This is a genomic window from Pectobacterium sp. CFBP8739, assembly GCF_013449375.1.
Lineage (GTDB): Bacteria > Pseudomonadota > Gammaproteobacteria > Enterobacterales > Enterobacteriaceae > Pectobacterium.
In genome coordinates, this window is sequence record NZ_JACDRR010000009.1 from 83,267 (window position 1) to 104,398 (window position 21,132).

16 protein-coding genes are annotated in these 21,132 nt (G+C 53.2%); 7 read left to right on the top strand and 9 right to left on the bottom strand.

The annotated features are described in order from the left end of the window. Nucleotides 1-193: 193 nt before the first annotated feature. The gene (locus tag H0247_RS08255; protein WP_180742121.1) at nucleotides 194-487 is read left to right on the top strand and encodes a DUF2623 family protein; all 294 of its coding nucleotides are present in this window, start codon (nucleotides 194-196) and stop codon (nucleotides 485-487) included. Here H0247_RS08255 and H0247_RS08260 read toward each other — a convergent pair. The 4 genes from H0247_RS08260 to H0247_RS08275 form a co-directional block, all read right to left on the bottom strand. Next, a complete protein-coding gene (locus H0247_RS08260; RefSeq protein ID WP_180742122.1) occupies nucleotides 484-1,305 on the bottom strand; it encodes an energy transducer TonB in 822 nt (273 codons plus the stop codon). The genes H0247_RS08255 and H0247_RS08260 overlap by 4 nt on opposite strands. Before the next feature lie 200 nt (nucleotides 1,306-1,505). Next, nucleotides 1,506-2,495 carry a FecR domain-containing protein gene (locus H0247_RS08265; RefSeq protein WP_180742123.1) on the bottom strand — a complete coding sequence of 330 codons (990 nt, stop codon included), beginning with the start codon at nucleotides 2,493-2,495 and terminating at the stop codon, nucleotides 1,506-1,508. After that, a complete protein-coding gene (locus H0247_RS08270) occupies nucleotides 2,492-3,004 on the bottom strand; it encodes a sigma-70 family RNA polymerase sigma factor (protein WP_180742124.1) in 513 nt (170 codons plus the stop codon). Before H0247_RS08270 ends, H0247_RS08265 begins: the two co-directional genes overlap by 4 nt. A 180-nt stretch (nucleotides 3,005-3,184) precedes the next feature. Continuing rightward, nucleotides 3,185-5,731: a TonB-dependent receptor gene (locus tag H0247_RS08275; protein ID WP_180742125.1), complete on the bottom strand. Its 2,547-nt coding sequence runs from the start codon at nucleotides 5,729-5,731 to the stop codon at nucleotides 3,185-3,187. Between the two features lie 358 nt (nucleotides 5,732-6,089). Between H0247_RS08275 and prlC the strand changes: the two genes are divergently transcribed. The 3 genes from prlC to H0247_RS08290 all read left to right on the top strand — a co-directional run bounded on the left by prlC (nucleotide 6,090) and on the right by H0247_RS08290 (nucleotide 10,923). Continuing rightward, on the top strand, nucleotides 6,090-8,132 hold the full coding sequence (prlC, locus tag H0247_RS08280; RefSeq protein ID WP_180742126.1) for an oligopeptidase A: 2,043 nt from the start codon (nucleotides 6,090-6,092) through the stop codon (nucleotides 8,130-8,132). Beyond that, entirely contained in the window at nucleotides 8,129-8,875 is a 747-nt protein-coding gene (rsmJ, locus tag H0247_RS08285) for a 16S rRNA (guanine(1516)-N(2))-methyltransferase RsmJ (protein ID WP_180742127.1), read from the top strand. The genes prlC and rsmJ overlap by 4 nt, the downstream gene beginning before the upstream one ends. Before the next feature lie 152 nt (nucleotides 8,876-9,027). Further along, on the top strand, nucleotides 9,028-10,923 hold the full coding sequence (locus tag H0247_RS08290; protein ID WP_180742128.1) for a bifunctional UDP-sugar hydrolase/5'-nucleotidase: 1,896 nt from the start codon (nucleotides 9,028-9,030) through the stop codon (nucleotides 10,921-10,923). Between the two features lie 102 nt (nucleotides 10,924-11,025). Here H0247_RS08290 and H0247_RS08295 read toward each other — a convergent pair whose 3' ends face one another. From H0247_RS08295 to uspA, 3 genes are all read right to left on the bottom strand, one after another. After that, complete coding sequence (locus H0247_RS08295; protein ID WP_180742129.1) at nucleotides 11,026-12,339, bottom strand: FAD-binding oxidoreductase; 1,314 nt, start codon at nucleotides 12,337-12,339, stop codon at nucleotides 11,026-11,028. 204 nt (nucleotides 12,340-12,543) lie between these two features. Next, complete coding sequence (gdhA, locus tag H0247_RS08300) at nucleotides 12,544-13,887, bottom strand: NADP-specific glutamate dehydrogenase (protein WP_180742130.1); 1,344 nt, start codon at nucleotides 13,885-13,887, stop codon at nucleotides 12,544-12,546. A gap of 291 nt (nucleotides 13,888-14,178) precedes the next feature. Continuing rightward, complete coding sequence (uspA, locus tag H0247_RS08305) at nucleotides 14,179-14,616, bottom strand: universal stress protein UspA (protein ID WP_180742131.1); 438 nt, start codon at nucleotides 14,614-14,616, stop codon at nucleotides 14,179-14,181. A 573-nt stretch (nucleotides 14,617-15,189) separates the two neighbouring features. Between uspA and uspB the strand changes: the two genes are divergently transcribed. Continuing rightward, the gene (gene uspB, locus H0247_RS08310) at nucleotides 15,190-15,525 is read left to right on the top strand and encodes a universal stress protein UspB (protein ID WP_014913651.1); all 336 of its coding nucleotides are present in this window, start codon (nucleotides 15,190-15,192) and stop codon (nucleotides 15,523-15,525) included. Nucleotides 15,526-15,636: 111 nt separating this feature from the next. Here the strand turns inward: uspB and pitA are convergent, their stop codons facing one another. Continuing rightward, nucleotides 15,637-17,142 (bottom strand): inorganic phosphate transporter PitA, encoded by a 1,506-nt coding sequence (pitA, locus tag H0247_RS08315; RefSeq protein WP_180742132.1) that lies wholly within the window; start codon nucleotides 17,140-17,142, stop codon nucleotides 15,637-15,639. 279 nt (nucleotides 17,143-17,421) lie between these two features. Between pitA and H0247_RS08320 the strand changes: the two genes are divergently transcribed. Together H0247_RS08320 and H0247_RS08325 are read left to right on the top strand one after the other, a co-directional pair. Continuing rightward, a complete protein-coding gene (locus H0247_RS08320; RefSeq protein ID WP_180742133.1) occupies nucleotides 17,422-18,621 on the top strand; it encodes an NAD(P)/FAD-dependent oxidoreductase in 1,200 nt (399 codons plus the stop codon). A gap of 92 nt (nucleotides 18,622-18,713) precedes the next feature. Beyond that, the gene (locus tag H0247_RS08325) at nucleotides 18,714-20,321 is read left to right on the top strand and encodes an EAL domain-containing protein (protein WP_180742134.1); all 1,608 of its coding nucleotides are present in this window, start codon (nucleotides 18,714-18,716) and stop codon (nucleotides 20,319-20,321) included. A gap of 38 nt (nucleotides 20,322-20,359) precedes the next feature. On the opposite strand, the gene H0247_RS08330 is transcribed toward H0247_RS08325, so the two are convergent. After that, the gene (locus H0247_RS08330) at nucleotides 20,360-20,884 is read right to left on the bottom strand and encodes an Ail/Lom family outer membrane beta-barrel protein (protein ID WP_180742135.1); all 525 of its coding nucleotides are present in this window, start codon (nucleotides 20,882-20,884) and stop codon (nucleotides 20,360-20,362) included. Nucleotides 20,885-21,132 lie beyond the last annotated feature (248 nt).

Genomic DNA, 21,132 nt, shown 5'->3' on the forward strand with positions numbered 1-21,132 from the left:
CCATTCCGTATTCCCAGAGTGCCCATCAGGCGCGTACCTCTCGCCCGTCCAGGAGGCAGGGCGATAGTATATACATTTTGCTCAAGAAAAGACCGTACCCGACGGATTCAGGAATATTTTTCAACAGATCTGTGTGAGTAATAAATAATCGCTGTATTATTTATTACATAACGATTATTCGAGGAGCATTATCATGGGAAACCATTTTGCGCGGGGCGTCCTCGCTGGGCTGAGAGCCGCCACTCCAAAATCCACCAACGACATCCACCCTTACTGCTACGATTATCGGCGCGGCTATATTTGCGGTTATGCTCACAATCTGGCGGAAACCAAAGGCGACCGTCAGCAGGCCGCCTTTGAGGCAGGGTTGTTGTCACGCCGCTACGGGCTGGAACGAGAGAGAGTCGCTGAGTTCTTTACCGAACAAGGCAACCCTTATGCAATTCGATTTTTTTATGCAGGTTATGATGCCCACATCGCTCGCTAGCGGGTGGCCTCCCGTAAATCAAAGCTAATGGGGATCGTGATGGTAAGCTGCGCGTTATCCCCCATCACTTCTGCTGGCGGTGCCGGAAGCGGCTGAGCACGCTGTGGTAAGGCGGCAGACTCCCTATCCAGCGGTGTGACGCCGCTGCTGCTGGCTAACGAAACAGCCAGCACATTTCCGGTTCGATCTAACGTCACACGAATCTGAGCAACACCCTGCAATCGCTGGCGCACCGCCTGCGCAGGGTAACGCTTATAGCGGCTCAGGTGCGCCAGCAGCTTACTGCTCCAGTCCGCCACACCTTTACGCATTTGCGCGGCATCGCTGTTATAGGGAGCGGCAACTTGCTGACTGCTGCCTGGCAGCGGTGCGCTGGTCACGGGAGCTGGAGGTTTTTCCGACGGTGCAATCTCTTCCTGCGGCGTCGTCTCCTGTACCGACTTCTCCCTTTTTTTCTGCACTTTTTTCTGCGGCTGCGGCTTTTCCTTTTGCGCCGTGGCAATCACTGGCTTGGGTGCAGGCGCCAGCGGTGGCACATCCTGCGTCATTTTCTCCGGCTCGGCTGACGCCTCTTGCGGGGTAGACAGCGTCTGCTGCGGGCCGACAGGCGCATCCTGAGTGCTGGGCGTGGACTGCACGCTATCCGCTACCATTAACATCATGGCGGGCGGCGGCGCTTCAATGGAGGAATCAAGCGCATGGTAGCTCATCCAGACAATCAGCCCGGCGTGTAGCGCCAACGCCAATAGCGAACCGCTCCCCCAACGAACCGTCGTGGCGGGCCGAATCGTATTGTATTTCAGCGTCTGTGCAACCATTAGCCCACCGCCCCGCGCCGTGGAGACAAGGGAAACAGGCTCAATAAATGGGGTTCCTGGGAGGTCATCATGCGTTCTTCATCACATCGTTAGGCATAAAAAAGCAACTGATAATGGTAGGTCGCTTAACCATGAGGATCGGGCAGAAAAAAAATGAAAACAGCATAAATAGTAATGTTATTACGTTTTGACAGGATATTTTATCGCGTAGTAATCTGAACCCAGTAACGAGAAAAATAGCGCACCTGTACCGGAAGCGCCTCCACCAGCGCGGCTAAAATCGTATCGGTATCCGACAGCGGGAAGACGCCGGAAAACCGCAGGCTCTGCACCTCCGGCTGGCAACGAATCACGCCGCTGCGGTAACGGCTCAGTTCATCAACAAAATCCACCAGACGTTGATTATCCGCCAGCAGTTGCCCTTTCACCCAGGCAGGCTCGGCCTTCGCCGTTTCGATCTGCCCGCAGCGTTGCGTAGTGAACGTCGCGGTCTGTCCGCTTTTCACCACCTGTATATCCTGGCCGTTCTGCTGCGGATGAAGCCTTACCGCGCCGTCATACACCGCCACCTGCGTGTGTCCATCCTGCACCCGAAGGCTGAAACGCGTCCCCAACGCCTGCACCTGTCCCTGTGCCGTCGTCACAATGAAAGGGCGCGGATACAACGCGACCTTCTCCGCTTGACCGGTTTCGATCATGACTTCACCGCGAATTAGCATGAGCTGGCGTAGATCGTCGCCGTAGGCCACATTCAGCGCCGTCTGCGTATTCAGTAGCAGCGTCGTGCCATCGTCCAATACCGCATGGCGCTGTTCACCGACCTGCGTCTGGTAATCCGCCGTCAGCGACTGCCAGAGGTCGGTGCGCGATCCCGCCACGCCAACGCTCCCCGTCAGACAGAGAACGGCCAGCGCTTTGAGCACGCTGCGGCGCTGCATACCATTAAGCGTCGACAGGCTTTGATGCGCCGCCCGCGCGTTAAGCTGACCCAAATTGGCACACACGGATTCAATATGCTGCCACGCCTGTTCGTTATCCGGCGAGGCTTCCCGCCAACGCTGCCACTCGCGACGCTCCTGTTCCGTCACGCTGTCGGACATCAGTTGCGTCAGCCACGCCACCGCTTCACGCGCGCTGTCTGGCTGAATCGGCTGCCCCTGTCTGTCACGATAAAAAGTGCGATCGTTCATAGCGGCAGCGCAAAGAAACACTGGAGGTTGGCACGTTGCAGATACTGCTTCACCGAACTGCTGGAAACCCTTAGACGTTCGGCAATCTCGCTGTAGCGCATGCCGTGGAGATGCGCCAGCAGAAACGCTTCCCTGACCGGTGCGGGCAGGCCGTCCAATGCGGTATCAAGCTGTTCAAGAATTTCGAGGGTAAGCAGACGCGTTTCCGAGGATGGCATACAGGTATCCGGCTGCATACTCAGCGCTTCCAGATAGGCATCTTCAATCTTTTTACGACGATAATGATTGGCGACTAAACGACGGGCCACGGTGGCCAGAAACGGGCGCGGCTGGCGAATCGTGAGCAGTTCCGGGCTCATCAGCACGCTAAGGAACGTGTCCTGTGCTAAGTCTTCCGCGTGCTGGGCACAGTCCAATTTATGGCGCAGCCAGTTATACAACCAGCGGTGGTGATCGAAATAGAGCTGCTGAGCAAAGTCATTAACGCTGGCCGTCGCTTTCCTCACCATCGAACGTTACTCCAGAGCGCCATTTAAATATAAGAATGATAATCGTTCTTATTTATGTTTTTTCACTCTGACTGTCAAGTTCCGAAACGGAAATTATTCAAATTTGCTGAATTTGCATTACGCTCCTGCAACATCCCTTCGCGAACGGGGCGGACAGGATATCCGCCCCGCGTACCGCGACTAGAAGCGTTGTAACACGCTGATTTTCACGTTGCGCCCGACGCCGGACACCGATTCGCCCAGATACGGGTAGTAATCGGTATTCAACAGGTTATCGACCGTCACCCGTGCCTCAAACCCTTTCATCGCCGGCGGCTGCCAGCTTGCAAATAGACCATGCAGCACATATCCTTTCGCCTTCGGTAACGCCCAGCTCGCCGCCTTCGGGTCACCGTCAGCAGGTGAGCGATCCTGTTTGCGCACAAAATCGCCCGTCCAGCCTATCGCCATGTCCAGACTCGGAATTTTGGTACCTAGCGTGGCATGTGCTGTGGTCGGCGGAATTTCAGCAATCCAGGTTTTATTCCCCCACGGGTTACGTAAAGAGGCATCGCGCTCGCCGCGAATCGAGGAAAAGGACAGGCTGCCAAACAGCCAGCGGCTATCATAAAACGACTCGATTTCAACCCCTTCGATGGTATAGCCCGGCAGATTGCGGTAAACCGATAACGGCCCCGTGCAGGATGAATTGGTGCCTGTCTGAGAAGACGCCTCACAATACACACCGACACGTTTGAAGATTTCGTTTTTACCGCGGTTACGGAACAGCGTGGTGCGGATTTGTAAGCTGTCGTCTTCCAGCATCAGCTTATTGAAATCCAGAATCGCCCCCAAGCGGATACCTTTAATACTTTCCACTTGTAAATCACGGCTGGTTCCCGGCACCCCCGACGTCGCAGATTGTACTTCATACAGCTCATCGACAACGGGCGCGCGCCAGGTTCGGCTAACATCGGCAAACAGAGACAGATTATCCGTCGCTTTCCATAACGCACCAATGCGCGGCGACCAGCCAGTATAAGTCACGCTACGATAGTCATGTCCTGCGGCGGGAATGCTGCTGTTATAACGTGGCGCAAAGTTAGGCTGACCGGTATTCGTCACATGGTCATAACGCACACCCGGCGTGATTGTCACGCTGCCCAGCGTCACCGCATCTTGCACATACACGCTGCGTGTTTCCTGTTCCCCTGCCGGCATGTAGTTAGGTTGGAAATAACCATCGTTATATTCGGCGTTATTCTTACCGGGTGGATAGTAAATCAGCGTATCGCGCTTATGCTGGTGCCAGCGCATCCCCACCAGCAGTTTATGATCGAGCGGGCCCGTCGTGAACTGACTTTCGTTACTGATTTCCGCGAGCTGGTCTTTATAGCTCACCCAACTCTCATTTCCCAATGTCCCCAAATAACCTTGTGACGCTAAAGCAGAACGTTCGTCATGCTGTTCGGTTTTCGAGGTGGCAAATGACGCCGTCAGATTCAGCCACGGCTGATCTACCGGTGCAAGGTTCCATTTCAGCGAGTAGTTTTTATCGACCTGATCGCGGTACACCAGCTTACGTCGCCAGGCCTCTTCCCAGCCGTAGAGATCAACTTCACTTTGTGACGGTGCCGCCATATCATCACGCTTCGCGGCAAACGGCTGCCAGCCGTCAGATTCGGATCGCATGGCAGAGAGCGTCAGCGTCTGCGCATCCGTCAGGTAGATGTTGGTCTTCAGTAAGTAGGACGCCATGTCGCTGGTGGAGTAGACAAAGCGCGTGCCGTCAGGGCGTTCGATGTTGTCGCCATCGCGCTTGCTCATGTAGAGCAGGCCGTCAGCCATTCCGTCTTCCGAGCGACCATACAGCGCACCGCTGTAGATATTTTGCCGATCGTTAGTGTGATAGCTGTATTTGACCATCCCACCGAAATTTTCTCCCGGCAACAGCAGATCGCTGGCGTCTTTGGTATCTACATGAATGGTGCCGCCGAAGCCGCCGTTGCCGCTGCGAATATCATGCGGCCCTTTATCGACGTCGATACGCTTAATCAGCTCCGGTTCAATAAACACCGAACCCTGACGGTATTTCTCAAAGCCTTTCGGCGCGCCGTCCAACACGACCTTGACGTCTTCCATGTCGCCCATACCCCAGATGTTGAGGCTCTGCCCTCCTGGACGAGGCGATCCCGCCATCGCCACGCCAGGGAGTTTATCAAGCAGGCTGGCAATATTATCAGCCTGCACGCGATCAACATCGGCCTGACGCAATACGGAACGTCCGGCGGCGGCGCTGTCCGAGGTGCCACCAACAACAGACAGCGTCGGGATCATCAGGCTGCCGTCGCTTCCCTCGGCGGCAAGCGCGGATTCCAGCCGATAACCTGTGGCCGTCTGTACCGCACTCAGCCCCGTGCCCGCCAGCGCGGCCGCGAAAGCCTCCTGAACGGTATAGGTTCCCTGCACGCTCCCGCTGGTTTTATTCTGCGTTTGATCGGGAGAAAACGTGAGAATGACATTGGCGCGGCTGGCAACAGCCTGTAGCGTGGCTCCTAGCGCCCCTGCCGGTATGGAGAACGTCACTGTTGGGGCCACCGCCTTGGTGGCCGTTTCCGCCGCCAAGGCCGAACTGACCGTTCCGGCACTCAATATCAACACGCCATACAGTGCCAAATGGACTGCCCGCGCCAGCGCCAAGGCAGGTTTATTCGCGATGCACCCGCCATCATAATTGTTTATCGCCATTGTCATTCCCCTGAAATATTGAAAAAAAAGACACATCAGGTAGGTCACGCGAAAAACAAAATCGGGCAGGAGAAGTGCAAAAATTTTCAGGAAAACGTCTTCAACGCGACGTGAGCAGCCGTGTTCAAGTGCTCAATGAGGCTCTTCCGCGACCACAAAACGCACCTTCGGCCACGAACGGCAACCCCTCCACCATTGATTTTCACGGCGCTTGACCCCATCTTAGTCAGTAATCCGCAGTAGATATCCGCCTTGCCGTATTTTTCTCTTCAACGGATTGCCCGCAGTAGCCAGTCTGGAACGGCAAGATGAAGACACGATCGGCAACGAGATCACCCACAATTATCAGGACGGCACCATGACGAATCCATTACTGACCTCATTTACCCTGCCCCCGTTCTCCAGTATCAAAACGGAAGATATTGTCCCAGCGGTGAAGTCCGCACTGGATGAATGCCGCGAGACGGTAGAGCGTGTGGTGGCGCAAGCGGGGCCGTTTACCTGGGATAATCTGTGCCAGCCGCTGGCAGACAGCGACGATCGCCTTGGCCGCATCTTCTCCCCTGTCAGCCACCTGAACGCCGTGAAGAACAGCCCAGAGCTGCGTGCGGTTTATGAAGAATGTCTGCCGCTGCTGTCTGAACACAGTACCTGGGTCGGCCAACATGCTGGCCTGTATCAGGCTTATCGCAGCCTGCGTGACGGCGAACATTACGCTACGCTAAGCGTGGCGCAGAAGAAATCCGTTGATAACGCGCTGCGCGATTTTGAGCTGTCTGGTATCGGTCTGTCGCCGGAAAAACAGAAACGCTACGGCGAAATTTCCGCCCGCCTGTCCGAGCTCGGCTCGCAATACAGCAATAACGTGCTGGATGCCACCATGGGCTGGAGCAAGCTGATTACTGACGTCGCTGAACTGGATGGCATGCCGGAAAGCGCCCTAGCGGCAGCCAAAGCGCAGGCTGAAGCCAAAGAACAGGATGGCTGGCTGCTGACGCTGGATATCCCGAGCTACCTTCCGGTAATGACCTACTGCACCAATCAGGCACTGCGTGAAGAGATGTACCGCGCTTATGGTACTCGCGCCTCCGACCAAGGGCCGAATGCCGGTAAGTGGGACAACAGTGAAATCATGGCGGAAGAACTGGCACTGCGTCACGAGCTGGCTCAACTACTGGGCTTCGACAGCTATGCGCACAAGTCGCTGGCGACCAAAATGGCGGAAAACCCGCAGCAGGTGCTCGACTTCCTGACCGACCTGGCAAAACGCGCCCGGCCACAAGCGGAAGAAGAACTGGCACAACTGCGCGCCTTCGCCAAAGAGCACTACGGCGTCGATGAATTGCATGCCTGGGATATCACCTACTACAGCGAGCAGCAGAAGCAACACCTGTATTCCATCAGTGATGAACAGCTTCGTCCGTACTTTCCGGAAAACCGCGCACTTAACGGCCTGTTCGAAGTGGTTAAGCGCATTTACGGCATTACCGCCAAAGAGCGTAAAGACGTGGATGTCTGGCACCCAGAGGTTCGTTTCTTCGATTTATTTGATGAAAGTGGTGAGTTACGTGGCAGCTTCTACCTCGATTTATACACCCGTGAGCACAAACGCGGCGGCGCTTGGATGGACGACTGCGTAGGTAAGCTGCGTAAAAGCAACGGTGAGTTACAAAAACCCGTCGCCTATCTGGTCTGTAACTTTAACCGCCCGGTCAACGGCAAACCTGCGCTGTTTACGCATGACGAAGTCACTACGTTGTTCCATGAATTCGGTCACGGCCTGCACCACATGTTGACCCAGATCGATACCGCCGGTGTCGCGGGCATCAACGGCGTACCGTGGGATGCGGTGGAGCTGCCAAGTCAATTCATGGAAAACTGGTGCTGGGAACCGGAAGCGCTGGCCTTCATTTCTGGTCATCACGAAACCGGTGAACCACTGCCGCAGGAACTGCTGGATAAAATGCTGGTAGCGAAGAACTATCAGGCCGCGCTGTTCATTCTGCGCCAATTGGAATTAGGGCTGTTCGATTTCCGTCTGCATGTCGAATTTGACCCCGCGAAAGGCGCACAGATTATGCCAACGTTGGCCGAAGTCAAAGCGCAGGTGGCCGTGGTGCCAAGCCCAAGTTGGGGCCGCTTCCCGCACGCGTTTAGCCATATCTTCGCGGGCGGCTATGCCGCAGGCTACTACAGCTATCTGTGGGCCGACGTGCTGGCAGCCGATGCCTATTCCCGCTTCGAGGAAGAAGGTATCTTCAACCGCGAAACCGGCCAGTCATTCCTGGACAACATCCTGACCCGTGGCGGTTCCGAAGAACCAATGGCGCTGTTCAAACGCTTCCGTGGCCGTGAACCTCAGTTGGATGCCATGCTCGCGCATTACGGCATCAAAGGATGAGCATCTGCTTAATCGCAGAAGAAGGCGCCGATAGTGGCGCCTTATCTTCTTTGGCCGCGCGCTGGGGGCTGGTTTCCGATCCCGATGCGGTGATGGCGCTGGTGTTAACGGCGGAACGTCTGGAACTGCGCAAGCAGGATGAACCAAAGCTCGGCGCGATTTTCGTCGATTTCGTTGCCGGAACCCTAGCGCATCGTCGTCGCTTTGGCGGCGGACGCGGCGAAGCCGTCGCTAAAGCCGTAGGGATCAAAAAAGATTACCTGCCGGATGTCGTGGATGCGACGGCCGGACTGGGGCGCGACGCCTTTGTGCTGGCGGCATTAGGCTGTCGGGTACGTATGGTGGAACGTAATCCGGTGGTTGCGGCATTGCTGGACGACGGGTTGCAGCGTGGCTATCGGGACGCAGAAATTGGCTCGTGGCTACAAGAGCGGCTGACGCTACTTCACGCGTCGAGTATGACGGCACTGCGCGATATCACGCCGCCGCCGGATGTAGTTTATCTCGATCCGATGTTCCCGCATAAACAAAAGAGCGCGCTGGTGAAGAAGGAAATGCGCGTGTTTCAGTCGCTGGTGGGTGCGGATGACGATGCCGATGCGCTACTGGCACCTGCGCGCGCGCTGGCGAAAAAACGCGTCGTGGTGAAGCGGCCGGACTATGCGCCACCGCTGGCGGGCGTACCGGCACAATCCATGCTGGAAACCAAAAGCCACCGTTTTGATTTCTATCTTCCCGCCTGAAAAATCTCGTCGCCGCGACGCTAAGCGTATCGGCGATTAAAAACTTAGCCTGCTTCGCATTTCCTACGCTGCTTTTGCAAAGTCTGTGGCACTAATGAGAAGCAAATCGCATAATTCCACGCTATCACTTTTTATGACACTAAGATGACATAATGAAAAAAACACTTTTGTCACTTCTGCTTTGTTTGAGTACCTCTGCGATGGCCGTTCAGGAACCCGTCAATATTACGATTCTGGGGACATCTGATCTGCATGGCACGTTCGTTCCTTGGGATTACGCCACCGATACCGCCAACATGGCGGGCAGCCTGAGTCAGATCGCGACACAGGTGCATAAGGTTCGCGCACAGCAGCCGAATGTGATTCTGGTTGATGCGGGCGATACGATTCAGGGCAACTTTGTCGAAACCTTCAAAAATGACAAAACCAGCCCGATGATCCTCGGTTTTAACGCCCTGAACTATGACGTCTGGGTGCTGGGCAACCACGAGTTCGATTTTGGCCTGAATGTGCTCTCCACCTCGCTTGACCAGTTCAACGGCACCACGCTGGCGGGCAACATTTTTTGGGAAAGCGGTAAACCTTACTTACCTGCCTATAAGATTGTTGAACGACAGGGCGTGAAGATTGGCATCATCGGCATGGATACGCCGATGACCGCGGAGTTCGCCAAAGGCACAGACCGCGTGAAAGGGCTGAACTTCACCGATCCTGTCGGGGCGGTAAAAACCGTTATTCAGCAAATCCACGATAAGGTTGACGCTATCGTGTTGGTCGCCCATATGGGCATCGATAACGAGAACCAACGGCCAGGGACGGGCGTAGGTGACATTGCCCGAGGGAACCCTGAATTAGCCGCCATCGTCGCGGGTCATATGCACGTAAAAGTAGATAAAGAGGTGATAAATGGCGTGATTGTCACCGAACCAGACAAATACGGCCGCGCACTATCGCGCATCGATTTGCAGTTTGAACAACAGAACGGCAAATACGTACTGATCAATAAGGACAGCTATACCTATTCGATTAAGGACGTGGATTCTGACCGCAAGATGGAAGACATCTACGAGCCTTATCACAATACCCTGCGCGCCAACGCCAACCGTCCGATTGCGCAGCTCCTCGGACACGATCTGGTGCCGCAAGATGCCGTGAAAGGCATTCCTCAGGTACACGTGCAGGACACGGGTATCAGCGCCCTGTTCCAGGAAGCCAGCCGTCATTACGCCCCTAAAGCGCAGGTGATCGCGCTGCAAATTGATAACGATCGGCCCAAGCTGAACGTCGGCACCATCGCCGCGAAGGACATTGCCTTTAACTATCAATACGCTGGCGGAGAGATCACGGTTTATCAGCTCACCGGTAAAGAGCTGAAGAAATACATGGAATGGTCAGCGGGTTACTTCAACCAGTTGCAGGACGGCGATGTGACTTACAGCTTCAATCCACAACGCCGCGCGTCCAAGTATTCCACCAACGATTTCTTCGACGGCGTGACGTACACCATCGACCTGACGAAACCCGCTGGGCAGCGCATTACCGACCTGAAAATGAATAACGGCACGCCCGTTACCGACGACATGCCGATTCGTCTGGGCATGAACAGCTACCGTATGGGCCACCTGACGCAGAAAGGCGGCGTGCTGGAAGGTAGGCAATTCCCGGTGCTGTCGGACACCAAAGCGGAATATGGTGAAGAGGCGGGCACGATTCGTAACCTGACCATCCGCTATCTGACCGAAGTGAAAAAAGGCCAATACGAGGGAACGGTGCCGCAGCGCTGGAAGCTGGCAGGATTGCAGGGCTATGAGCGCGAACGCCGCATCGTCGAATCGCTGCTCAACAGCGGAAAAATCAGCGTACCGACCTCAGACGACGGCCGCTACAGCAACGTGCAATCCATCAACGTGAAAACGCTGCTGCTGCCGGATGCCGCACAGCGGGAGAAACGCGTGGCGGAACTGACGCAACAGCGCGACAGCGCCACCAACGCGTTGACCAAACAGCGGCTGAACGATCAGTTGACGATTATCGCAGCCATTAACTAACCGACACGTCAGCGGGAATCCAAGATCGCTGACAACATGCGTCGAGCGGTGATAATGGATAGATCGTAAAGACGCTGCACAGCCTGCCATTGGCAGGCTGTATTATCTCTCGCTGCGGGCTTTCCAGCGCTCGCTCGTCAGATAGCCGTTCACGCCCACATCCAGGAAAGGGCGTGGCGGCAGGTAGTTTGCCTGTCCGAGCGATTGCATATCGCCAATCAGCGGGTTGTCTTCACCTAGCGCCACATCCGCCAAAATATGTCCGGCAGCGGTCTGCTTCGACAGCCCCGCCCCGTTACAGCCTGCGGACGCGTACACATTGTCGCTCAGCTGCCCCCAGATTGGCGCGCCGTTGCGCGTGACACTAATCAAGCCTGACCAGGTATGCGCCATCTTCACGTCGCTTAACTGCGGGAACATTCGGGCAAAAATAGCGGCGTGGCGACGCGCGTGGCGTCCGGTTTCTACCGCGCTATTGACCAGTTCTGGGGCAAATTTTACATGTTCCCGAATCAGGAAACGATGGTCGCGCGTATACCGTAGCGTCGCGCTGGCGAGCGCATTCACCGGCGTCACGCCCCAGTCGGGCATATCGCCAATCCGTGCTCGCTGTTCCGCATTTAGTGGTTCCGTCAGCGTCGCGAACGTCGCCACGGCAAACACCCGACCATTGAACAGCGGCAAACCGCGTGCCGCGCCGTTAATCGCCATCATCATTTTATCTGCCTGAATCTCGCCATAGGGCGTTTCCACGCGAATGCGTGATCCGGTCTCGATATTCAACGCAGGGGAATGAGCGTAAACCGTCACGTTCTTCGGCAGGTTCGCCACCAGACCGACCACCAGCGCCGCCGGATTTAGCAGAATGCAATTCGGGGTATACACGGCACGATGATAGAAAGACGTGCCGAGGCGGCGAGCCAGTTCGTCTTTTTCAACCACCTGATAGGGTTCATCCAGATCGTCCAATTCACGCACATAGGTATCGATCAGGCCGTTAAACGTCGAACTGACCGCGCAGTGATATTTCCCCGCTACGCTCCAGTCGCACGCGATAGCATGGCGATCCACCTTCTCTTTCAAACGTGCCACACCGGACTGCAACAGACGACGATAAGCGGCCGCTTTTTCCAGCTCCGCCGTCGAGCTACCGATGTTGTGCGGTAAATCGATCACAAAACCAGAATTACGCCCAGAGGCATTATCGCCAATCTCTCCTGCATCCAGCAGGATAATGTGTTTATCCGGACGCTGCTCAGCCAGACGCTGCGCAAAGGCAATTCCCGCGTAGCCTGCGCCGATCACCAGCCAGTCCGCCGTTGCTTTTCCGCGCTGCTGCGGGTAATTCGGTTTATCGATAAGATCTGCCGACCAGCCATTACGATTCTGATCGAAAGGAAGATGTTTGATTTTCACAATGGTGTAAGCCTTGAAGAGAACGGGTTGTACCAGAAGACTGACGATACGCAATGCCGATTAAGATAAAGAAAGGCAGGAAGCGGTGTCCAGCAAGAAATGTCGCTAAAACTGAGAGAAATAAGTGAGAAATCAAGGTGCCTGCAAATACAAGCACCTTGACAGTATGATGCGTTATACAATCATCCGTTACACAGTCATCCGTTACACCACGCCCTGCGCCAGCATCGCGTCGGCCACTTTTACAAAGCCCGCCACGTTGGCACCGCGCACGTAGTTCGTCTGGCTATCTTCGCCGCCGTACTGCACACACGCATTGTGAATATCCAGCATGATGTGGTGCAAACGCGCATCCACCTTCTCTGCTTTCCAGCCCAAACGTGCCGCGTTTTGCGCCATTTCCAGCCCAGATGTCGCCACGCCGCCAGCGTTAGCCGCTTTGCCCGGCGCAAATAGCACGCCGGCATCAAGGAATGCGTCGGTGGCTGGGATCGTGGTTGGCATGTTGGCACCTTCTGCCACGGCTTTCACACCGTTAGCAATCAGCGTCTGCGCCGCTGGCAGATCCAGCTCATTCTGCGTGGCGCACGGCAGCGCGATATCTACCGGCACTTCCCACGGTGTTTTACCTGCGAGGTAAGTCAGCTTCGCTTCACGCGCATAATCTTCCACACGGCCATAGCGTTTATTTTTGATCTCTTCCAGCAGCGCCAGTTTCTCTGGGGTAAACCCGTTTTCATCCACTACCGTGCCGTTAGAATCCGATGCCGTGACCACACGCGCCCCCAGTTCCATCGCTTTTTCAATCGCATACTGCGCCACATTGCCGGAACCGGACACGGCAACACGCATGCCTTCAAAGCCCAGACCGTGGCGTTTCAGCATCGCTTCCGTGAAGTAGATCAGGCCGTAGCCCGTTGCTTCAGGGCGAATCAGACTGCCGCCGAACGACAGCCCTTTACCGGTGAAGACGCACGCGGTGTTGTTGGTCAGCTTCTTCATCATGCCGGTCATGAAACCGACTTCGCGGCCACCCACGCCGATGTCGCCCGCCGGAACGTCCGTATCCGCGCCCAAATGACGATACAGTTCCGTCATCAGCGCCTGACAGAAACGCATGATTTCACCCTGGCTTTTCCCTTTCGGGTTAAAGTCCGAACCGCCTTTACCACCGCCCATTGGCAGCGTCGTCAGTGCATTCTTGAACGTCTGCTCGAACCCGAGGAATTTCAGAATCGACAGGTTAACGGACGGGTGGAAACGCATGCCGCCTTTGTACGGCCCGATCGCGGAGCTGAACTGGACACGCCAAGCGCGGTTCACCTGTACCTGACCTTTATCGTCCGTCCACGCCACGCGAAACTGAATCACGCGTTCCGGTTCTACCAATCGCTCCAGCAGGCTGTAATCCGCATAGTGAGGGTTCTGCTCCAGAAAAGGCCACAGAGTGGAAAGCACTTCATTAACGGCCTGTAAAAATTCAGGCTGATGCGGATCGCGTTGTTGAACAGAATCAAGAAAACTCGCCAGAGATACGATTTGTGCCATGAACAGCTCCTGATTGAACGAATAAGCTCCCTTCTGCTTCTTTATTTTTAGACACGTAGAAGCTTGTGGGAGCGGTGAAAATGATGTTGTGTCCTCTGGACTATAACACTGGCGATGGATATTTAAGCAAGCGTTTTCTTTTCAGATAAACGTTATAATCCAATGGGATAGGAAGGGTTTTTTGGCGTTTTGAGAAGAAAAATTTGCCATAAGTTTTTGTTATATAACAAAAGGCACAGCTAAGAAGCCGTGCCTTTCATCACTGAAAAAAAATGCAAAAAAAGCTAATTTTTATTCGTCTTCATCATCACGCAGCGGCACGATGAGCATGTCGACATGCACGGTATTAATCAGTTGGCGCGCCGAAGACATCAATTTGCTCCAGAAGTCCTGATGGTGACCGCACAGCACCAGATCGGCGTCGTATTTCTTAATCGCATCAACCAGCACTTGTCCTAAATCGCCGCTGCCGCTCAGCGTCTCGCTGATAGGGTAACCTGCGCTCTGTGACAGCTCGGTCAACGCGTTCTGGGTTTCTTCAGAGATACGCTGTTGCATGTCACCCAGATTGACGTCGATAAGCCCCGTGTAGAGATCGGAGTAGTTCACATCGACGTGGATTAACGAGACTTTCGCATTGTACGGTCTTGCCATTGAAACGGCTTTTTCCACTAACACTTTGCTTTCTGGAGAAAGGTCAACAGCAATAAGGATGTGTTTGTAAGCCATAATAAGACTCCTTCCGTAAAGACTAATTAAGGGTTAGCAGCTATTTCTCCTGCCAATCTGATACTTAACAGCGGATTATAGGATAGCACTCATCCACGGTATCGGACTGTTCAGTCGATCACAACCCGTTTTCAAACCTGTTAATTCTATTGATAAGTGTAGTAGAAACCGCTCCTTTTCGCCGTTAAATCGCGCAGCTTCTCCTTTCAGAAAGGGCATTATCTCGCCGAAAATCGTCCTTCATGCCGATTGCACCAGCCCCTCTGGTACAAACGAACATTCTTCTTCTACACTACAAGTAGGGGGCGGTGCGCCTGTCCTCCACCCTCTGGGATGAAAAACGAGAACGGGGCTAGCCGTGATGCTGTTGGCTATCCAAAATGACAATAAAATCGTGCGTAAGCACGTGGCATAACTATTCGTCGTAGAAAAACATTCGTTCGTAGAAAAACAGTGCAAACAAATGTCGTAGAACGGCGTCGCGGATAATCGTAACGCTTGTCATCGGTCACCGGTGGGCTACGGGAATGTGTGACCATCGTATCTGACGAATAGAACGACCGGGAGGGAAGCATGATTAGTACATTTGCGCTTTTCTGGGCTTTATGTATCGTCTGCATCATTAATATGGCGAGGTACTACTCTTCATTGCGCGTGTTACTGCTGGTTTTGCGTGACTGTGACCCGCTGCTTTACCAATACGTTGACGGTGGGGGATTCTTTACCTCGCACGGCCAGCCAAGTAAGCAAATCAGGCTGGTAGGCTATATCTACGCACAACGCTATCTTGATCATCACGACCCTGAGTTTATTCGCCGCTGCGAGCGGGTGCGGGGACAATTCTTGCTCACGACCGCCCTGTGTGGCCTCATTGTCATCAGCCTGATTGCCATGATGATATGGTATTAAAACATCGTACTTATATAATTATTGGTACTTACACTTTCTGGTATTAACACCATGAACGTCGATAAAAAGTAAAAAGGCGATTCCCCACAGAATCGCCTTTTTTTATGACGGTTAGATCAGCTTCAATGCCAGCCAGTACAGCGTACCGGACATCAGCATTGAGATTGGTAACGTCAATACCCAGGCCAGCAGAATACTTCTTATCGTTTTGCCCTGTACGCCACCACCATCAGCAATCATCGTCCCAGCAACCGCCGAGGACAATACGTGCGTAGTGGAAACGGGCATACCGGTGTAGCTGGCAACGCCAATCGACAGCGCCGCCGTCACCTGTGCTGAAACGCCCTGTGCGTAGGTCATGCCTTTCTTACCAATCTTCTCACCGATGGTTACCGCTACGCGTTTCCAGCCCACCATCGTGCCCAGAGACAGCGCCAACGCAACAGCGACGATAATCCAGAGAGGCGCATACTCAACCGTCTGCAGCATGTCTTTACGCAGGTTGCTCAGGTAGCGTTTATCTTCACCTGACGTCTCTGGTAGTTTGATCACCCGATCCATCGTGTCCGAGATACACATCAGCAAACGCCGCACTCTGCTGCGGTCGTCAGGGTTCAGTTGGTCGTAACTTTTCAGGTTATTCAGCAAGCCCTGTGCACGTTCAATCGCAATCATTACGCGCGAACTGTCGCAATGAAATTCTTTCTGACCGTTACTGGGAATGGTGTTTTCCGGCGCAGGAATAACAGGAGGGGACAGGTCGATAACGTGCGTCAACGCGTCGCCATGCTGCTTGTAGTATTCCTGCAAATTGACAACGGCATCGCGGGTACGACTGATGTCATAGCCAGACGCGTTCATGTTGACAATGAACCCAGCTGGCGCAACGCCAATCAGCACCAGCATAATCAAGCCGATACCTTTCTGACCGTCGTTTGCCCCATGAGAGAAGCTCACCCCAATTGCCGATAAAATCAGCGCGGTACGCGTCCAGAATGGTGGCTTACGCTTGCCATCCTGTTTTTCGCGATCGACAGGCGTCAGGTGCACACGCTTACGCTTTTTACTGTTGTTCCAGAACCGACGCAGCACCAGCAGCATCAGACCCGCAACCACCATCCCCACAATCGGCGATAGTAACAACGACAGGAAAATGCTGATCATTTTTGGCACATTCAACGCATCCACGACGGACGTATTCGTCAGCAGCGCGTTAGTCAAACCAATACCGATAATAGAGCCGATCAGCGTGTGAGAACTGGAGGCAGGAATACCAAAATACCAAGTACCCAGATTCCAGATAATCGCGGCCAGCAGCATGGAAAACACCATGGCCAGACCGTGCGCCGAACTCACGTTCAGCAATAAATCCGTGGGGAGAAGGTGAACAATTGCATAGGCTACGCTCAGGCCGCCCAGCAGTACACCGAAGAAATTAAAGATACCCGCCATAACAACGGCAAACTCTGCACGCATAGCGCGGGTATAAATAACAGTGGCAACGGCATTCGCAGTATCGTGAAAACCGTTAATGGCTTCATACATGAGTACAAACAACAAAGCCAATATCAACATCAGGCCGGTGTAGTAATCCAATCCGGCAAATAAATGTAGCATAAACGTTAGGCCATTTAGTGGTCATGAACGCGGCGCATTATCGGCGACAAGCAGGGGTCGGGAAAAGCAAAATATGACTTTTTTTTGACTTAATCTGTGATGGGGATCAGAGGGGAAATCACTTAATCAATAAAAATCAAATAATTATATATTTTTACTAAAATACGCAAATTGTTACGCTGGTGTCGAACAACAACCAACACTACAATTTGCCGCCCTGCGGCTTATCCGCACACGACGACCCAAGATAGATAACATCACTCATCGGAGAAATGCATTGTGGAACAGTTTGACGTTGTCATCATCGGTGCTGGTGCAGCAGGCATGTTTTGTGCGGCACAGGCGGGACAACGCGGACTGCGTGTGCTACTGCTCGATAATGGCAAGAAAGCTGGCCGGAAAATATTGATGTCCGGCGGCGGTCGCTGCAACTTTACCAATATGTATGCAGAACCGGCGGCGTACTTGTCCCACAATCCTCATTTTTGCAAATCGGCACTGGCGCGTTATACCCAATGGGATTTCATCAGCCTGGTCAATAACCATCGCATCGCTTACCACGAGAAAACACTCGGTCAGCTATTCTGCGATGATTCCGCACAGCAAATCGTGGACATGCTGCTAACCGAGTGTGAACGGGCTAACGTCACTCTCCGTCTGCGCAGTGAAGTCACCTCGGTGGAGAAATCAGACGATCGGTTCACCATCCAGCTAAACAACGGCACATCATTCCAGAGCGCATCGCTGGTCGTTGCCAGCGGCGGTCTATCCATGCCCGGTCTGGGCGCGACGCCGTTCGGTTACCAGCTCGCCGCACAGTTCGGTATCAACGTGCTCCCCACTCGCGCCGCACTGGTGCCCTTCACGCTGCACAAACCGCTGCTCGAACAGCTGCAAACACTCTCCGGCGTCTCCGTGCCTACCGTCGTCACCGCAGAAAACGGCGTGACGTTCCGTGAAAACATCCTGTTTACGCACCGTGGGCTCTCTGGCCCCGCTATTTTGCAGATCTCCAGCTACTGGCAGGCGGGTGAATTCGTCACCATCAATCTGCTGCCCGACCGCGATCTCACCCAGCTTATTAATGACGAGCGCGCCGCTCATCCGAACCAAAGCCTGAAGAACACGCTGGCACAGTGGCTGCCTAAACGGCTAGTTGAATGCCTGCAAGCATTAGGACAACTGCCGGACGTCACGTTGAAACAGCTCAACAGCGCACAGCAAACGCAGATGGAACAGAGCCTGCAACAGTGGCGCGTACAGCCAAACGGCACGGAAGGCTACCGAACGGCCGAGGTAACCATTGGCGGCGTTGACACCCGCACTCTCTCCTCCAAAACGATGGAAGCCAATGCGGTTCCGGGGCTGTATTTCATCGGTGAAGTGGTCGATGTGACCGGCTGGCTCGGCGGCTATAACTTCCAATGGGCGTGGAGTTCAGCATGGGCGTGTGCGCAAGCGCTGCCTTTCTGCAAATAAGCACTATAATAACTGCTATTCAGCGCTCTCCTTTAATTCACGGGGAAAAGGACGTCTCTATATAGGCCTCTGCTGCCAGAAAGGAGATGTGGATGAGTCCCAGACTTAGCAAACATAACATCAATCTGTTGCAGCGACTGATCGCAGGCATGCTGCCGCTGCTGCTTGGATTGCTGTTCATGTTTGTTGAATCCAGATTAATGGTAAAGCGTGATCTGGAATCCACCGCGCAAATCGCGATGCATTATGCCGAGAATATTTCGACACAGGCATGGAATAGGGTGGATAGCCTCCAGCGCTTTCATGGCCAGCCCTGCGACGTTATCGGTGATGAGCTGCGACGTCTTGGTTCAGTCTTTTCTTATTTTCGTGCTATCGGCGTTATCCATAATACCAACGTCTATTGCTCTTCAACGTTTGGCAACACGGTGACGCCAATAAGTCGCATTATTCAACAGCCGTTGCCAGAACGCTATTCCGAACGCTGGAGCCTGTCAATTGCAGGCTCCGACAACGTGAAAGAACGCTCGGCGCTGATCTTCGTCCAGATGCCTCTTACGGGTTACGGCGCTTACGCCATGGTTGATGCGCAGTATCTGATCGACCTCATGATGGCGATAAGCGAAATTCGCGGCTACCAGCTTATCCTGCAAATGGATAACGGCCACCCGATTCAAACTGGCCCAGCGATTACGCCCAGTATCGGCCTATTTTCTACTGCTGCGCTTGAAATCAAATCGAACCGCTTCCCGATTACCCTCAATGTTATCGCCCCCGCTTCTCAAGAAATAACCTACTGGAAGCAGGCATTCTTCACGTTTCTGCCACTGGCGATTATTCTCTCTCTGCTTTTCACTACGGCGCTGTGGTATTGGCAAAAACGTAAACTATTATTCCGCGACGAAATCCGTAAGGGCATCGCTAACGGCGAGTTTTCTGTCTATTACCAACCCATCTATGATGCAGAGACACGAACCTGCACCGGCGTTGAGACATTGCTGCGTTGGCGACGCAGCAATGGGAAGTGGATCAGGCCCGATATATTTATCTCTGCCGCCGAAGCAGAAAGTATGATTATTCCCATCACTCGGCATTTATTTGATTTGGTCGCGTCAGATATTGCCAGTTGGCAGGTAAAACCGGGGTTTCATCTGGGGCTAAACGTTGCAGCCGAGCATTTGCATCATCCCAGTTTTGTCTCAGACGTACACCGCTTCGCCGAGAAGGTCGCCTCTCATTCATTAAGCATTACGCTGGAACTGACAGAACGTAACCTCATCAGCAACGGTCCTGAAATCATACAGCGCCTGCATCAGTTGCGTGCAGATGGCTTTATGATTGCCATTGATGACTTTGGCACCGGACACTGTTCACTCTCTTATCTGCAAAACTTTCCGCTGGATTACCTAAAAATAGATCAGGGATTCGTGAGCGCCATTTCATCACCGGATGAAGAAGCACCTATTCTTGATGCGATTATTAATTTGAGCCATCGCATCAATCTTCAATCCGTCGCGGAAGGCGTAGAAACCGAGCAACAGCTCATGTATTTGCAGCGGCGCGGCGTCAAATATATTCAGGGGTTTCTTTACGCTAAACCGATGAACAATGAATCGTTTCTCGTCTGGCTTCACTACAATGGCAATAAATCGATAGAAAGTTTTATGAAAAAAAATGAAGAAGGAAAAAAGCACGACTAACCGGCGGAAATTTATCCACCGGTTTTATATGATATAAATCAGAAACGATAACCGACGCCAACATTAAAAGCATCTACGCGCGTTTCATAAACCTTCGTGCCTTCATAGCCAATATCAATCGCCCAGTTTGCTACTGGCGTAATTTGAATACCGGCACCGTAAGCAAAGCTGGATTTACTTTCACTCCCCGATTCACGGACAGCATCTCCCTCTTCCCAACTGGATTTACCGCGCCCAATACCCGCCAAGCCATAAACGCTGACATAGTCGTTAAAACGGTAGGATGGCCCAGCCATGAGTGAATAATATTTCAGCTTATAAACATCACTACTTGAATTCTGATAATACTCTGTTTGCTCGGCACTCACATAAGTGAAAGAACCAATAATGCCAAGAGCGGAATCACCCTGATAATGGTATTTGGCTGTAATTCCTTTTGGATCTTTAAAGTTATCGACTTTCGCCTGAGCATAACCCAAAGATACCGTTTGTGTTGCCTGAGCAACAGACATTCCCATGGCACAAGCAATCAGAGTGGAAAGCAGCAGTGTTGTTTTTTTCATGATCTAAACATCTTCCATGTTTGAATAAAAAGACGGTTTCAACAAAGCGAATATATGAATATCGCGATATGTTCTCCGCACATAAACTTACATTTAAATACGGCGAGGTAAAGTCAGTATTATTTTTAAACAATGTAAGTGTATTTTATTTTAGTCATTAAAAAACAAAAGGATAAATAACATAAAGGATAATGAACACCCTATTTCATGTCCAGTTTTTGGGAACATTCTGAACTAAAATCAAGGAA

What these genes read in the sequence shown, in the direction of transcription:
- H0247_RS08255 (WP_180742121.1), top strand. Translation starts at nt 194, where the DNA reads ATGGGAAACCATTTTGCGCGGGGCGTCCTCGCTGGGCTGAGAGCCGCC.
- H0247_RS08260 (WP_180742122.1), bottom strand. Translation starts at nt 1,305, where the DNA reads ATGGTTGCACAGACGCTGAAATACAATACGATTCGGCCCGCCACGACG.
- H0247_RS08265 (WP_180742123.1), bottom strand. Translation starts at nt 2,495, where the DNA reads ATGAACGATCGCACTTTTTATCGTGACAGACAGGGGCAGCCGATTCAG.
- H0247_RS08270 (WP_180742124.1), bottom strand. Translation starts at nt 3,004, where the DNA reads ATGGTGAGGAAAGCGACGGCCAGCGTTAATGACTTTGCTCAGCAGCTC.
- H0247_RS08275 (WP_180742125.1), bottom strand. Translation starts at nt 5,731, where the DNA reads ATGGCGATAAACAATTATGATGGCGGGTGCATCGCGAATAAACCTGCC.
- prlC (WP_180742126.1), top strand. Translation starts at nt 6,090, where the DNA reads ATGACGAATCCATTACTGACCTCATTTACCCTGCCCCCGTTCTCCAGT.
- rsmJ (WP_180742127.1), top strand. Translation starts at nt 8,129, where the DNA reads ATGAGCATCTGCTTAATCGCAGAAGAAGGCGCCGATAGTGGCGCCTTA.
- H0247_RS08290 (WP_180742128.1), top strand. Translation starts at nt 9,028, where the DNA reads ATGAAAAAAACACTTTTGTCACTTCTGCTTTGTTTGAGTACCTCTGCG.
- gdhA (WP_180742130.1), bottom strand. Translation starts at nt 13,887, where the DNA reads ATGGCACAAATCGTATCTCTGGCGAGTTTTCTTGATTCTGTTCAACAA.
- uspA (WP_180742131.1), bottom strand. Translation starts at nt 14,616, where the DNA reads ATGGCTTACAAACACATCCTTATTGCTGTTGACCTTTCTCCAGAAAGC.
- uspB (WP_014913651.1), top strand. Translation starts at nt 15,190, where the DNA reads ATGATTAGTACATTTGCGCTTTTCTGGGCTTTATGTATCGTCTGCATC.
- pitA (WP_180742132.1), bottom strand. Translation starts at nt 17,142, where the DNA reads ATGCTACATTTATTTGCCGGATTGGATTACTACACCGGCCTGATGTTG.
- H0247_RS08325 (WP_180742134.1), top strand. Translation starts at nt 18,714, where the DNA reads ATGAGTCCCAGACTTAGCAAACATAACATCAATCTGTTGCAGCGACTG.
- H0247_RS08330 (WP_180742135.1), bottom strand. Translation starts at nt 20,884, where the DNA reads ATGAAAAAAACAACACTGCTGCTTTCCACTCTGATTGCTTGTGCCATG.